The organism is Paenibacillus sp. WG02 (genome assembly GCF_055396115.1).
The window spans coordinates 7,505,703-7,520,500 of the sequence record NZ_AP036016.1 but is presented as its reverse complement, the minus strand read 5'-3'; the positions used below and the strand labels follow the sequence as shown (position 1 = coordinate 7,520,500).

Below are 14,798 nucleotides of genomic sequence, written 5' to 3'. Positions count from 1 at the left end.
AAACAAGTTGGAAGCGCTTTACAAATGACGATAAAGGAGAACAGAACATGTTTATTGAGGTTGTAGCGATTGTGTTATCCTTAGGCCTGCTGATGTTTTTTGCTTACAGAGGCTATCCGGTCATCGTGTTTGCACCTATTTTCACCTTGCTGGCTGTATTGATTTCGGGAATTGCTTTAATGCCGAGCTATACAGAAGTGTATATGGTGAACGCAGCAAATTATGTGAAAAACTTTTTCCCAATTTTCCTATTGGGAGCTGTGTTCGGTAAAGTGATGGAATTGAACGGTGCGGCGTCCTCCATTGCGCAATCGTTAGTGAAGGCATTGGGATCGAAGAGAGCGATGCTTTCCGTTGTCCTTGCTTGTGGTATCTTAACTTACGGCGGTGTTTCTTTATTTGTGGTAGCGTTTGCAGTGTACCCTTTCGCTGTTTCGATCTTCCGAGAAGCGAATATTCCGAAGAGATTGATTCCCGGTACGATTGCTTTGGGAGCGTTTACTTTTACAATGGATGCACTTCCAGGGACACCGCAAATTCAAAATATTATTCCTACAACCTATTTCGGAACGGATTCTTACGCGGCTCCAATCCTTGGTATTATCGGCGGTCTTATCGTATTTGGCTTAGGGCTGTTCTGGTTGGAACGCAGACGCAAGCAAGCGGAAACTGCTGGTGAAGGCTATGGATTAGGACATAAGAATGAGCCTGAGGGGCTAGACAATCAGAAATATCCGAATCTCTGGGTGTCCATCATCCCATTAGTGCTTGTATTGGTATTCAACTATTTGCTGAGCAGAGGTTTCTTAACGGTAAACAACTGGTATTCAGCTGAACTTTTGAAAACGTTTAATATTGCCAACGTAAAAACGGTGTCGTCTTCTTGGGCATTGATCGTGGCCTTGCTCATCGGTATTCTGTCTGCGATTTGCATTAATGCGCGTGTTGTCCAAAGTAAATTGGCAGCGGGCTTAACTGCTGCAGCAATGGGTGCGCTGCTTGCTATTTTCAACACAGCTTCAGAGGTAGGCTTCGGTAATGTCGTAAAAACGCTGCCAGGATTCAAAGCTATTCAAGGTTGGATTCTTGGCTTAAGCTCTCATCCGCTTATCTCTGAAGCGATTTCTGTCAACGTGTTGGCCGGTGTAACGGGCTCTGCATCAGGAGGTCTGTCCATTGCTTTGGAAGTCATGGGTAAGCAATATTTGGAAGCAGCCAACAATGCAGGGATTAGCCCGGAACTGTTGCACCGGATTGCTTCGATGGCATCAGGTGGGATGGATACGCTTCCTCATAATGGTGCCGTTATCACACTCCTTGCGATTACAGGACTCACGCATCGACAATCGTACAAGGATATTTTCGCAATTACGGTTATCAAAACAGTAACGGTTCTCGTGCTCGCGATCATTTTATCGATTTTTTAACAGTTAAAGATGGAGGTATGCGCAATGGCTAGGTTCTTGGAAAAAAGAGTCGCTTTGATAACAGGGGCTGCAAGCGGTATTGGCCTTGAAATCGCTCGCACTTATGCTCGGGAAGGAGCCAAGGTGGTCATTTCCGACATAAATGGTGAACAAGCGAATCTGGCTGCGCTGCGGTTGCAGGAAGAAGGCTTTGAAGCGATAGGGGTCAAATGTGATGTAACGCAGGAGACGCAATTTGTCGAAGCCATTGAAACCGTGGTTCAAACCTATAAACGGCTTGACATTCTCGTCAATAATGCAGGCTTACAGCACGTAGCACCCCTTGAGGATTTCCCCGTAGAAAAGTTTGAATTTATGATCAAGGTGATGCTGACGGGTGCTTTTATCGGAATTAAGCATGCTTTCCCTATCATGAAGGAACAAGGCTTTGGTCGGATTATTAATATGGCTTCGATCAACGGGGTCATTGGATTTGCAGGCAAAGCGGCCTATAACAGCGCAAAGCACGGGTTGATTGGCTTGACGAAGGTAGCGGCACTAGAAGGTGCTGCTCACGGCATTACGGTGAACGCGCTGTGCCCGGGCTATGTAGATACACCTCTTGTTAGAGGCCAGTCTGCAGGACTTGGCGAAAACGCGCAATGTTCCATTGGAAAGCGTCCTTGAAGAAGTTATTTACCCTTTGGTTCCCCAAAGGCGCCTCTTGGCTGTAGAGGAAATTGCTGACTATGCCATGTTGATTGCAAGCGATAAATTACGAGGTGTTACGGGAGCTTCACTATTAATCGACGGCGGATACACGGCACAGTAGAGATAAATCAACCTAGGGATAGGGTTAGGGATTGGAGAGGGATCACCTTGAATAAAATATGTTCTTCCATGGAGGAAGCTGTAGCGGATATTCGTGACGGAGCTACGTTAATTGTTGGCGGTTTCGGGCTCTGCGGAATTCCAGAGAATTTAATTACGGCGCTTAAAGCGCAAGGGACCAAAGATTTGTGCGTAGTTAGCAACAACTGCGGGGTTGATGATTGCGGACTTGGACTGCTGCTGGCCAACAAACAAATCAAGAAAATGATTTCCTCCTACGTGGGAGAAAACAAAACGTTTGAGCAGCAGTTTTTAAGCGGGGAGCTCGAAGTTGAGTTAGTTCCACAAGGGACGCTTGCCGAACGAATTCGCGCTGGCGGAGCCGGTATTTCCGGGATTTTATACAGCTTCAGGCGTAGGCACTTTAGTCGCCGAGGGCAAGGAGCTCAAAACATTTGACGGACGCACTTATTTATTGGAAAAAGGGATTGTCGGCGATTTTGCCTTGGTTAAAGCTTGGAAAGCTGACCCGCTGGGCAATCTCGTGTTCCGCAAAACATCGCGTAACTTTAATCCGCTGGCAGCAGCAGCAGGGAAAGTGACGATTGTTGAGGTGGAAGAAATTGTGCAGGCAGGCGAGCTGAACCCGGACGATATTCATACGCCAGGTATCTATGTGCAGCGAATTGTGAAGGGGGCGTCCTATGAAAAACGGATTGAGCGTCTCACCGTTCGAAGTAAGGAGGTATCGGTATGAAAAACGACCGTCTAACGATCATTAAATGCGCAGTCGAAGAAATAAAAGATGGCATGTATGTCAATTTAGGCATTGGTTTGCCGACACTTGTCGCCAATTATATTCCCCCGGAAATGACGGTTATGCTGCAATCGGAAAATGGGCTTTTGGGTATCGGAGCCTACCCCTATACGGGGGAAGAAGATCCGGATTTGATTAATGCCGGCAAGGAAACGGTAACGGCTGTTGCGGGCGCTTCTTTTTTTGACAGTGCAGAATCGTTCGCGATGATTCGAGGCGGCCATATAGACTTGGCCATTCTTGGCGGTATGGAGGTAGCGGAGAACGGTGACCTTGCCAACTGGATGATTCCTGGGAAAATGGTGAAAGGGATGGGCGGCGCCATGGATTTGGTCAACGGCGCCAAACGGATCATCGTCATCATGGAACATGTGAATAAATCAGGTGAGTCGAAGGTTAAAAAAACATGCACCCTGCCTTTGACAGGCAAAGGTGTAGTGAATCGACTGATTACGGATTTAGCCGTTTTTGATTTTACCGAAGAGGGCATGGTGTTATCGGGCATACAGCCAGGCGTAACGATGGAAGAGGTTCTCTCTAACACCGAGGCGCGTTTTACAATAGGCCCTCTCTTACAAAGTGAACTTCAGGTAAGCAAAGGAGATCGTCATGAGTAGAGAAGTCGTTATTGTTAGCGCAGTCCGTACAGCCGTTGGCAGCTTTCAGGGAGCATTGGCGGACATATCTGCGCCTGAACTCGGCAGTACGGTCATCCAAGAGGCATTGAAGAGAGCGAATCTGGCAGACAGCCAAGTAGACGAAGTCATCATGGGTAACGTGCTTCAGGCAGGAGTAGGGCAAAACCCAGCCCGGCAAGCTTGGCTGAAGGCGGGGTATTCGCAACTCGTTCCAGCGATGACGATTAACAAGGTGTGTGGTTCGGGCCTGAAGGCCGTCATGCTGGCGGCACAGTCTGTGAGCCTCGGAGATGCGGATATCGTGGTGGCTGGCGGTATGGAAAATATGACGCAGGCGCCCTATCTGCTGCCCGGGGCGCGTTCGGGCCTGCGGTTTGGTGACAGCACGATGGTGGATTCGATGATTCGGGATGGGTTATGGTGCGCGATGTGCGATATCCATATGGGCATCACGGCCGAGAATATAGCGGAGCATCATCGCGTTACACGTGCAGAGCAGGATGAGTTTGCGGCGTGGAGCCAACTGAAGGCGGAACAGGCGATTGAATCTGGTAGATTCAAGGACGAGATAGTGCCTGTAGCCATTCCGCAAAGAAAAGGTGAACCGGTGCTATTCGCGCAAGATGAGTTTCCTCGAGCGGGGACAACAGCTGAAATACTTGGGAAGCTCCGTCCTGCTTTCAAAAAAGAGGGAACGGTTACGGCTGGCAACGCGTCTGGCATTAATGACGGAGCCGCTGCGCTGGTTGTTATGTCTGCGGATAAGGCTAAGGTGCTTGGACTTAAACCCTTGGCTCGTATCAAAGGCTATGCGAACGCAGCCTTAGATCCATCTATGATGGGCATGGGACCCGTTGATGCGGTTCGTAAGCTTCTTCGCAAATCAGGAGTTTCATTAGATAGCGTTGACTTATTTGAGCTGAATGAAGCTTTTGCTTCTCAGTCTTTAGCCGTTGGACGAGAGCTGGGCATCCCAAGGGAGAAATTAAATGTCAATGGAGGATCGATTGCCATTGGGCACCCGATTGGTGCAAGCGGAGCCCGCATTCTGGTTACGCTGCTGCATGAGCTGGAGAAGAGAGAAGGCAAGCTGGGTGTGGCTGCGTTATGTATTGGCGGCGGACAAGGTGTTGCGATGTTGGCGGAGCGAGGTTAAGTGGAGCAAAAAAGCAAGCCGCTGCGGCTTGCTTTTTTGCTGTTTCGGTTTTTAAACACGCAAGCTAGTTATTCGTTAACCATGCGATTGGTCAAGCTGCCTAATTTCTCGATAGAAATCGTCACGACATCGCCGTCTTTTAAGTATACGCGCTTATCAACTGGATCGCCGAGCACAACACCTTCTGGTGTACCTGTTAGAATGATGTCTCCCGGATACAGCGTCATATGCTGAGAAATATAGCTGACAATTTCGTCACAGTGGAAAATCATATCCGCCGTGTTCGAGTTTTGGCGTATTTTGCCGTTGACAGTGGTGCTAATCTGCAGGTTATTCGGATTGCCGACTTCATCCGCTGTCACTAGATAAGGACCAAGTGGACTGAAGTCATCGCACGATTTGCCAAGCAGCCATTGCTGGGTCCGCATTTGCAAATCACGCGCAGAAAGGTCATTCACGCAGCAATATCCGTACACGTGATCCAAGGCTTCTTCTTTTGGCACGTATTTGGCCTGTTTACCAATCACGATGACTAGCTCGGCTTCGTAATCGACTTCCTTGGTTACACGAGGTAGTGCAATGTCATGCCCGTGCCCGGTAAGCGTATTATTAAATTTGTTGAAAAGAATCGGGTATTGCGGGATCGGGGCATTCGTTTCTTCAGCATGCTTGCGATAGTTCAGACCTACGCAAATGATTTTGTTAGGATGCGTAACGCAGGGGCCGTAAATCATTGTCTCTTCGCTTAGCAGTAAGGAAGCGCGGTCTTCGCGCTCTAGGACAAGATTAACAAGGTTAAGTAATGCATTGGTAGCGGCTGCCCCGCCATTAATGGCTTCGTGAACAGTGGTAGGGACGGTGAATGCTGCCGACAGCTGCTTGACAGCTTGAACGACATCCAGCACGCCAAACTCGGTTTGGATGCCAAGGGTGAACGAATCATTTTTCCTGAAAGTAAGCAGTTTCATTAGAAAAACCTCCTGAATGAATGAGTGAATAAGTGAATGAATGTGTGAGTGAATAAGTGAATACACAAATAAATGAATAATGCAGAATAGGGGCCGCTGCTTAAGCGTTTTTGCCGAAAGTCACGCCTCCATCAATATATAACGGTGAACCCATCATAAATTTGGAATCGTCTGAAGCGAGGAACAAAGCCGCTAGCGCGACGTCTTCTGGACGGCCCAATTCGTTGCTCAGCTGTCTAGTTTTTAAAGAGGCAATGGCAGCTTCGGGATCGTCATAGGAGGTGCGGAGATAGTTTTCTACGAAAGGGGTTAAAATGGTCCCCGGCAGCAGCGCATTCACCCGGATGCCATAGGCGGCATAATCCACCTGCATGGATTTGGTCAATGCGAGGACAGCGCCTTTGGTTGCTGCGTAAGATGCCCGGCGAGCCAGACCTATTTCAGCTATACAAGAAGACATGTTAATAATAGAGCCGGACTTGCGATCCATCATATGCGGCACGACATACTTAGAAGGTAAGAATACACCTTTGACATTTACGCTCATGATGCGGTCCCAGGCGTCAGGTTCGAGCTCATGAAGCGCGCCTACACCACTAATTCCGGCATTGTTGAAAAGTACGTCAATACGGCCATGTTTCTGTATGATTTGCTCTACCATCTGACTGACGGACTCGGCTTGGGTAACGTCCGCTTGTATGTAAGCTGCTGTTCCGCCAGCCCGGATAATTTCATCCGCCGTTTCCTGTCCTTTGATGACGTCGAGATCGTTCACGATGACTTGCGCGCCTTCTTGTCCAAATAAGAGGGCAGTGCTTTTGCCGATTCCTGATCCTGCACCTGTGATGAGAATGACTTTGTCTTGTAATCGCATGTGAATTCTCCTTTTTATTCGGATAGTTTGTGAGCCAGCTTACAAACTTCTTCTATACAGGACTGCTTTTTCTGTTCCCATTGAGGTAACATCATAGAGCAGCTGACAGCGGCAATGACTTGACCTTGAGCATTATGGATCGGAGCTGCCGCACAGCTAAATCCAAGCACGGCTTCCTCCAAGTCCAGCGCATAGCCTTGTTGTCGGATTTGTTCTAAACTTAGCTTTAATGCTTGTAATGAGGTAATGGAATGAACCGTTAAATGTGGAAATGGTTCTTGGTCAGAACGATAAAGCAAATCAATTTCCTCATCGTTCAGATCAGCCAGCATGACCTTGCCGAGTGCCGTGGCATGAGCAGGTAATCGCATGCCTGGTTCGGAGGCTAGCCTAACAGGCGTAAGCGCTTCCTCTTTGGCGATATAAAGGACTTCCTTGCCATCTAATTTGGCAAGTTGGAATGATTCGCCCAGTCTCAGCTTGGACAAGGAAGCCTCCTTGTGGAAGGATTCATTCAAGTCTCGCTGCTGCATAGAGGCATGGCCGAAACGAGACAATTCTCTTCCTAACCGGTAGGTTTCTCCGGTTTCCTTTTCGATCCACCCCAAGTTCTCCATGGTTAATAACAAGGAGTACATCGAGCTTTTGTTAATGGCGAGCGTTCGAGACAAGTCGATGAGCTTCAACTCACCGGGATGCAGAGAGATTTCTTTGAGGATCAGGTGTGCACGTTCGATGGCCGGAACGCGGTATTTATCATCCAAGTTAGGGCCTCCTTGTTCGCAAAGCGATCGTTCGCATACAATGCGTTTCTGTATTGTGGTTTTTTATACAAAACCAAGTTTATATGATAGAACCATTTTATCATATAATCGTCAAAAAAACGAGAACCCTCCGTGAGGATTTCTCGTTTTTTTTCTGTTGATCCGGGCGCGCGCTGCATCGCCGCATGGCCGCATGGCGGTGGCCAACTTGCTTCGGTTCAATCTGTATGCGCTCGTCTTATAGGACGACGGAGTTGTTCATCCATGGCCCAAAAGATTAGGACAATAATTCACTTATCTTCGTCGTTTATCCTTTGTGGAAAGTGTAGATTAGGTTACCTGCACTTACATGTTGTAAAACGTACAACAATTTCCTTCGTTTCTTCCCACTAAGCTGGAGATGTTGTATTTGGTACAACAATTTAGCGAGTTTTCATGCTAAACGGTTACTTTTAGGCAGAATTGTTGTAGGTTCTGCAACATTTGGGCGAGTTGGCACAGTTTTGCTTGTGTAAAGTTGTAGAAAATACAACATTTGCAAGTGTAGAATCCACAATTAGGCTCCAAAAGAAGCTCTAAAAGAAGCTCTAAAAGAAGCTCTAAAAGAAGCTCTAAAAGAAAGTTCCAAAGAAAGTTCCAAAAGAAAGTTCCAAAAGAAAGTTCCAAAAGAATGCTCCAAAAGAAAAGTTCCAAAGAAGCTCCGAAGTAGGCTCCAAATTCTATTTTGTGAACAAATTTATACCATCGATGAAGTTACTCCATCTAATTTAGCTCGCAAGTTACTCTAAACACGGGATCGGATACCATAGCACTTATCTGCCACCCGGAATGAACTGCTTGGATGCCATAACACTTATCTGCCACCCGGAATGAACTGCTTAATCCACCCGCCGAAACCCTGCGGGTTCCTCGTTTGAATGAGTACGACACCTTCGCCGCGGAATCGGCAGACAACGCCCTCGCCGCTCGTCAAGCTGGATAACCAGCCTTTGGCCGCTTTTTCAATCGTATACTGCGTATAATCCGGCCAAGCGACGAGATGCCCGTTATCGATGATCACTTCTTGCCCTGGAGCTAGATTAATGGCATGTATAGCGCCGTAGGAGGAAAGGAACACGGTGCCTCTTCCGCTAATTTCAACGATGAAAAAACCCTCGCCAGACATAAAGCCGCTCATCAGGTTTTGCATTTTCGTGTTCACCTGAATGCCGGATGTTCCAGCAAGAAAGCCGTCTTTTTGCACATACAGCTTGTAGGATCCGTCTAGCTCTACGGCTTCAATATCGCCAATGACCGTAGGTGCCAGTAAAACCTCGCCTGATCCTCTGGTTGGAGTCAGTTCTTGGAAGAAGAATTTCTCACCGCTCAGCATTCGGCCTAAACCGCGCATGATGCCGCCCTCTACGGTTCCCTTGAGTTCGATATTGGGTGACATCGAGACCATGGCTCCAGCTTCTGCCTTAATATTCTCGCCAGCTTCAAGCTCTACTTTCAACATAGGAAATGCGCCTTTGTATAGAATTTCGTGTTTCATAGTGATCCTCCAGTTTTAAACGAAATAGGTTTTGTTAAGCCGTTTTTGAATGGTAATGACTGTCTAAACTGCGATTCGTAAAAACGAATCCAGCACAGAGCAGCAAAATGCCCATCGTGACATAGAAGACGGATGTGAAACCGTACGCTGCCGCAAGATGGCTGCCAATTAAGGGGCCAATCAGATTGCCTAGGAACAGCGATGAGGTGTTAAAGCCGTAAGCGGTCCCCTGAATCTGAGTAGGCGCTAGCTTCATGACCAGCGCGTTCAGAGAGGGAATCATGCCGCCGATGAACAGCCCAAGCAGGAATCTGCCGACTAGGAGCATGGTGATGCTAGTGGCAAAAGCCTGCGGGATGAAGGCAAGTGCCGCCATCGATAAGGCGATCACAAGTGTTTTGCGCTGGCCGATACGGTCGCCGAGTCTCCCTAAGGATGGAGCGCCGAACAAGTTCGCGATGCCGGTAATCGCAACGATTAGACCAGCGAACAGCTCCAAGTGGCTGCCGGTATATAAGGTCTTCGCGTACACCGTCACAATCGGCTCGATGCTCATCATGCCGATCTGTGTGATCAAGGAAGCAGCGAAGACCGGGAGCAAAGGCCGAAACAGCCGCCAATCGGTGCGCTGTCGTTCTTTTTTCTTTGAGGGAGGCTTACGCTCCTCCTTGATAAAAATCATGACGATGATGCTCGCGCAGAGCATGAGCCCTCCTGTAAAGAAGAACACATGGCTGTAGCCGAAAAAACCTGCCAGCAAGCCCCCAAGTAAGGGACCGATGAGCGAGCCGGCGATAGCTCCCGTTTGTAAGGTGCCAAGCGACTTGCCCGAATGCTCCGGCGGTGTAACGGAAGCTTGAAGAGACACGGCCATGGAGATGAAGCCGGAGAAGATACCGTTGAGCAGCCGCAGAGACAATAGCTGCCAAGGTGACGTGACGATGCCCATAAGCGCTGTCACAATCGCCATCCCGAACCCGGCGCGAAGGAGCATGATTTTACGCCCGCGTCGATCCGCGATAGCTCCCCAGAGCGGCTGAGTGAGAAACGATGTGATGAATTGTGCAGCGACAATCCAGCCTGTCCAACGTACAATTTCGCCAAGATCTTGAACCCCGAGTTCTCCGATATAAAGCGGTAAAAACGGAAGAACGAGATTCATGCCGCACATAACGGAGAAATTAGCACCCCATAGAATCCACAGTGACTTTTTCCAATGTAAAGGGGATGGCATGGTCGCGGGCTCCTTATCATTTTTTTCCAGTATAACATAAAAAGAGCTATCCCCAAGCGGTCACGACCGCAAGGAGGATAGCTGCTGGGGAGAAGGTTTATTGATTCATATTCGACATCATTGCGCCGAAGAAGAGGACAAAGAAAATAAAATAGAGACCGAGTCCAATGAGAGCCCAGATTAAGCTTGCTTTGGCATAATTAGATTTCGAAGGGTTTTCTCCTTTACTGAATGCCCACACGAATAACATCACAATATTCACAAGTGGGATCGCAAGGAGCAGGATGGTAATCATCCAGTCTTTTACACTTAGGACAGGTGCATGCTGTTGTTCTTCCATATCAAGTCAACTCCCTCTAAGTTATATAAGTTAACTGTATTTAGAAGTTAGCCTATATATGCCTTCGAGTTGATCGTTAATTACCCTCGCGAGAACTGCTGCCTGTACTTGCGAGGAGAGATACCTTCCATTTTGGTGAAGCAGGTGGCAAAATAGGCAGGTTGTTCAAAACCCACCTCTTCAGCGACATGCGCAACGGGAAGATCGGTTTGAAGCAGCAGCAGCTTAGCCTGCTGGATCCTTAACCTGAGCAGGTATTCTGTAGGGGAGCAGCCATATTCTTTTTGCATACAGCGAGCAATGTAAACAGGGTGGAAGTTGACATGATCGCCGAGTTCTTTGGCGGAAACTGATACTTTGTAATGCTGCCTTAAATAGGCGGCCGCTTTTTCCGCGCAGGCCTTGGAGGGTGAAGGATGATCGTTGTCCGTGGAAGCGGAAAGCTGGCGTAATAGCTCATGAAAAAGCTGCTGCTGCGCAAAACGGACACCGCTCTGATGAGCACTCGGTTGCAGTTGCTGAAGCTGTTCGAACAGGTCATAGGTTTTTTCAGGCTGCAAAAGTGTTGTATATTGAGGGATCCGAATCGTAAAGGGCTCAACAGCAAATGGCTCAATTGGGGTTTGTGTTGGATCTTCCAGAGGTATAGGTTGAAACGTATGGTCTACCATAGCCCATGGTCCTCCTGCATGGAAGTGCATCCAATAAGTACCCGTCAGCTCGGAACAGACTTTTGTAGCGAAATGATAGCTGTCCGGCCTTAGAATAACGGCTTGTCCAACTGCTACTTCGAACCTAGCATCCCCCTCGCCTATATAGAAGCAGCCCGATGTGGTGATCAGCAAATCAAAGACTTGGATATTGCGTCTGCTCGGATGTTTGCTGCCTTTGGATATGGTGTTGAAACCGCTTGTAATGTAGTGCGGCAGCGGAGGGACAGTCATTTCGATAAAAGCCATCGGAGTCACCTTTTCATCTCTTGAATGGAGGTTGGAATTTTGAAACTTTAAGTTGCAATACTCATACTTGGTGTCAACTATAGCATCTATAATTTGAGCAGACAACAAAGTTTCATTTATACAAAAAGAGAGATGATAATCGGATGGTGAAAAACATGGTCAAAGAGAAAAATAAGTTTACACTGTGGCTTCTAGCTTGGCCTATTTTCGTTGAATTGCTTCTGCAATTGCTTTTAGGTGCCGTAGATACCTTAATGGTGAGCCGTGTATCGGATGATGCGGTGGCGGTGGTCGGTTTATCGAACCAACTGTTCCAAGCGATGATGATTTTATTTATGACGGTTGCGAGCGGAGCTGGGATTTTGATAGCTCAGAAAATCGGAGCCAAGCAGAATGAATCTGCACGCACCGTTGCCATTATGGCTGTAACGGTCAGCGCAGTGATAGGTAGTGTACTGAGTGTGGTTCTTTATATGGAGGCTCGCCCTCTGGCTAAACTCTTCCACTTGGAGGAGCGGCTGCTTCCTCTGGCTGAAACCTATATCTCGATCGTGGGGAGCGGGATGGTATTAACAGCTTTGACTGCTTCGCTAAGCACCGTAATTCGGAATACGGGGAACACCAAGGGACCGATGATTACGGCTATTGGTATGAATGTGATACACATCGTGTTTAACTACGGTTTTATATACGGCCAGCTCGGATTTCCTCAACTGGGGTTAACGGGTGTTGCCATTTCGACTCTTGTGAGCCGGTTGCTCGCGACGTGTTTGCTGCTGTTTATGTTCGTTTCCGCGTTCGAGCGGAGGATGGAGTGGCGGGATCTAATCATATTCAATCGAAAGTTGTTTGGCGATATTTTGAAAATAGGTTGGCCGCTCGGCGTGAACATGTCTTCTTGGGTACTGACGCAGTTGACGATCTATACGTTCCTAGCCACGATGGGAGCTAAGGAATTGGCGGCGAGAACATATATGAACACGCTCGAGTCGATTTGTTTTATGTTAGGCTATTCCATTGCCTTAGCGGTTCAAATTCAGATTGCCCATCTGTATGGAGCCGGAAAAATCAAAGAAGCTTATAAGAGCGGATATCGAGGAACATGGATTGGACTCGGTTTGGTAGGATTCAACAGCATTATTCTCTTTCTTATCTTCAAAAGTTTTCTCGGCTTCTTCACCTCAGATGTGGATATTATCAAACTGGGACTCTCATGTTTGGTGCTGACACTTATCCTGCAGCCAGGGAGAATGCTCAATATGGGCTTCGGAAATGCGCTGAGCGCGGTAGGTGATACCCGTTACAATATGATGATTTCCTTGTTCTCGATGTGGGGCGTGGCCGCGGGTCTTTCCTATGTATTAGGCCTGCATATGGGCTGGGGACTTGCGGGTATTTATGTCGCTATGATTTGCGACGAATATTTACGCGGCATCCTCGTTGTGATCCGTTGGCGTCAGCAGAAGTATTTGCGCCGGGCGGAGGCACGGGATAAGGGCGTTGCGGCTTCAGGTAGCGCTGAGGCTGCTGGTGTGGGCATACATGCGTAGGTTGGTTTAGCAAACACTACAATATGTTTCTAGAGAGGCACGGAATTGCTCTTCCGTGTCTTTTTGTGTTTCGAGAATGGAACGAACAGGCACAGAATTCACCTATAGACCCAAACTTGACATGCAAAATGAACTATGTGAACATCTTGAGATGACGCGTCAATCCGTAACCAAGCACCTGCTTATTTTGGAGGAAGCGAATCTTATTCTTATTGTTCGGCAAGGACGCAATAAAAATCATTATCTAAATGTTGAACCCATCGGAGAGATTTATGACCGCTGGATCAGCAAATACGATCGTGATCGTATCGAAGCATTGCTTGAACTTAAAAAGCGGCTTGAAGCGGAGGATTAAAATGACTGATGCAGCATTTGTTTACGTAACTTACATCAAGACGACACCCGAAAAGCTTTGGGAAGCTTTGACAAGCAGCGATTTTACCGAAAAATACTTCTTCGGAAGCAAAATTCAGTCGGACTGGCAAGAAGGCTCTACCGTTGCCTATTCGCGGAATGGACAAGTCACCGATCATGGCATCATTTTAAAGTGCGAGCCGCATCGGTTACTTTCTTTTACATGGAACATGGTAGGGGATAAAACCACTCGTAGGCAGCCTTCCCAAGTCACCTTTGAGTTGAAACCGCTGGATTCGACCGTCAAACTAATACTTAAGCATGAAAATCTAGCATCTGCTGACATCGTGGATAGAGAAGATACCTTTGAGGGATTAAATAATGGATGGCCAGCCATTCTGAGCAACTTAAAAAGTTTACTCGAAACAGGGAACACGTTGCCGCCCATTTCCATTTAACCCGTCACATATACATTGAAAGAGAGTTGATGTAGGATGAACACCCTTACGAAATTTAAAATAGTTAAGCCCGTTAATGACGTATTTGAAGCTCTTATTGACCCTGTGAAAATGTCCAATTATTGGTTCTCTTCGGGTTCTGGAAGATTGGAGCAAGGCAAGACGATTACTTGGAGATATGATGAATATGCTGCCCAGATGGATATTAAAGTATTGGAAATTGAGGTAAATAAGAAAATCGTTTTCCAGTGGGGTAGAGCGGATGATGGACATGTTGTAACGATTACGCTGAAAGAGTTGGATAATTCGAGTACCGTTATTGAAGTTAATGAAGAAGGTTTTAATGAAAATGATGAGAACCTAATAAGTCAATTGATTGATAATAAAGAAGGTTGGGTTTACATGTTGACCTGTTTAAAAGGGTATTTGGAATTTGGTGTTAATGGATTACGAGCAGCCATTGTGAGATGAGTGTTAATAGAAGTTCAAAAAGAAGTTCAAAAGAAAGTTCAAAAGAGCCCATGGGGCTCTTTTTTACTTAGCGCGCCTAGCCAAGCTAGGCACAACTAATAGTGGCGGGCTGCGGGGGTGTAATACCGATGAAGGGAGGACAACAAAACCTCAAGGGGGTGGGACCCCTACTTTGTTCAAGCATGTGGAGGAGGAACGAGTGAGTGCAGTCCCACCTGCTAGCTACGCCAAAGTAAGAGCTCAGGAACTTTTGCTGAGAAGCCGATTTCCGGCTTCTCAGACTCAGTGGGCGAGCTTCGGCTCGCAGAGTTCTCACTGTAAGCACGTTTTTCGCGCTTATGTGTTCACGCCAGAAAGTATAAGTTTCGAGGTAGAGCTTAAGGGTATCCCCTTTCTAAGGTGGCCATTCAAAAACTTCTGCAATTGTGCAAAGTCGGCTGTCGA

At 47.4% G+C, this 14,798-nt stretch carries 14 protein-coding genes and 2 pseudogenes; 9 read left to right on the top strand and 7 right to left on the bottom strand.

All coding sequences use genetic code 11. The annotated features are described in order from the left end of the window. Positions 1–47: 47 nt before the first annotated feature. The 5 genes and pseudogenes from ACBP55_RS33975 to ACBP55_RS33955 all read left to right on the top strand — a co-directional run bounded on the left by ACBP55_RS33975 (position 48) and on the right by ACBP55_RS33955 (position 4,848). Positions 48–1,427 (top strand): GntP family permease, encoded by a 1,380-nt coding sequence (locus ACBP55_RS33975; RefSeq protein ID WP_464648043.1) that lies wholly within the window; start codon positions 48–50, stop codon positions 1,425–1,427. 24 nt (positions 1,428–1,451) lie between these two features. Further along, positions 1,452–2,238, top strand: a pseudogene (locus tag ACBP55_RS33970) (3-hydroxybutyrate dehydrogenase). A gap of 68 nt (positions 2,239–2,306) precedes the next feature. Beyond that, positions 2,307–2,994, top strand: a pseudogene (locus ACBP55_RS33965) (CoA transferase subunit A). Next, complete coding sequence (locus ACBP55_RS33960; protein ID WP_464648041.1) at positions 2,991–3,671, top strand: 3-oxoacid CoA-transferase subunit B; 681 nt, start codon at positions 2,991–2,993, stop codon at positions 3,669–3,671. Before ACBP55_RS33965 ends, ACBP55_RS33960 begins: the two are co-directional and overlap by 4 nt. Next, the gene (locus ACBP55_RS33955) at positions 3,664–4,848 is read left to right on the top strand and encodes an acetyl-CoA C-acetyltransferase (protein ID WP_464648039.1); all 1,185 of its coding nucleotides are present in this window, start codon (positions 3,664–3,666) and stop codon (positions 4,846–4,848) included. Before ACBP55_RS33960 ends, ACBP55_RS33955 begins: the two co-directional genes overlap by 8 nt. Positions 4,849–4,916: 68 nt before the next feature. On the opposite strand, the gene ACBP55_RS33950 is transcribed toward ACBP55_RS33955, so the two are convergent. The 7 genes from ACBP55_RS33950 to ACBP55_RS33920 all read right to left on the bottom strand — a co-directional run bounded on the left by ACBP55_RS33950 (position 4,917) and on the right by ACBP55_RS33920 (position 11,521). Continuing rightward, positions 4,917–5,816, bottom strand: coding sequence for a fumarylacetoacetate hydrolase family protein (locus tag ACBP55_RS33950; protein WP_464648037.1), 900 nt, complete (start codon positions 5,814–5,816; stop codon positions 4,917–4,919). A gap of 100 nt (positions 5,817–5,916) precedes the next feature. After that, complete coding sequence (locus ACBP55_RS33945) at positions 5,917–6,690, bottom strand: SDR family NAD(P)-dependent oxidoreductase (protein ID WP_464648035.1); 774 nt, start codon at positions 6,688–6,690, stop codon at positions 5,917–5,919. 14 nt (positions 6,691–6,704) lie between these two features. After that, positions 6,705–7,454, bottom strand: coding sequence for an IclR family transcriptional regulator (locus ACBP55_RS33940; RefSeq protein WP_464648034.1), 750 nt, complete (start codon positions 7,452–7,454; stop codon positions 6,705–6,707). Between the two features lie 853 nt (positions 7,455–8,307). Continuing rightward, positions 8,308–8,988 carry a TIGR00266 family protein gene (locus ACBP55_RS33935; protein ID WP_029194582.1) on the bottom strand — a complete coding sequence of 227 codons (681 nt, stop codon included), beginning with the start codon at positions 8,986–8,988 and terminating at the stop codon, positions 8,308–8,310. 34 nt (positions 8,989–9,022) lie between these two features. Beyond that, positions 9,023–10,222: an MFS transporter gene (locus ACBP55_RS33930; RefSeq protein WP_047687135.1), complete on the bottom strand. Its 1,200-nt coding sequence runs from the start codon at positions 10,220–10,222 to the stop codon at positions 9,023–9,025. Positions 10,223–10,319: 97 nt separating this feature from the next. Then, the gene (locus ACBP55_RS33925; protein ID WP_464648032.1) at positions 10,320–10,562 is read right to left on the bottom strand and encodes a hypothetical protein; all 243 of its coding nucleotides are present in this window, start codon (positions 10,560–10,562) and stop codon (positions 10,320–10,322) included. Between the two features lie 80 nt (positions 10,563–10,642). Then, complete coding sequence (locus ACBP55_RS33920; RefSeq protein ID WP_464648030.1) at positions 10,643–11,521, bottom strand: helix-turn-helix transcriptional regulator; 879 nt, start codon at positions 11,519–11,521, stop codon at positions 10,643–10,645. A gap of 143 nt (positions 11,522–11,664) precedes the next feature. Here ACBP55_RS33920 and ACBP55_RS33915 point away from each other — a divergent pair, with 143 nt between their 5' ends. The 4 genes from ACBP55_RS33915 to ACBP55_RS33900 all read left to right on the top strand — a co-directional run bounded on the left by ACBP55_RS33915 (position 11,665) and on the right by ACBP55_RS33900 (position 14,354). Then, the gene (locus ACBP55_RS33915) at positions 11,665–13,071 is read left to right on the top strand and encodes an MATE family efflux transporter (protein ID WP_464648028.1); all 1,407 of its coding nucleotides are present in this window, start codon (positions 11,665–11,667) and stop codon (positions 13,069–13,071) included. 76 nt (positions 13,072–13,147) lie between these two features. Further along, positions 13,148–13,426 (top strand): ArsR/SmtB family transcription factor, encoded by a 279-nt coding sequence (locus ACBP55_RS33910; protein WP_464648026.1) that lies wholly within the window; start codon positions 13,148–13,150, stop codon positions 13,424–13,426. A 1-nt stretch (position 13,427) separates the two neighbouring features. Further along, the gene (locus ACBP55_RS33905) at positions 13,428–13,883 is read left to right on the top strand and encodes an SRPBCC family protein (protein ID WP_464648024.1); all 456 of its coding nucleotides are present in this window, start codon (positions 13,428–13,430) and stop codon (positions 13,881–13,883) included. A gap of 36 nt (positions 13,884–13,919) precedes the next feature. After that, the gene (locus ACBP55_RS33900) at positions 13,920–14,354 is read left to right on the top strand and encodes an SRPBCC family protein (protein ID WP_464648022.1); all 435 of its coding nucleotides are present in this window, start codon (positions 13,920–13,922) and stop codon (positions 14,352–14,354) included. Positions 14,355–14,798 lie beyond the last annotated feature (444 nt).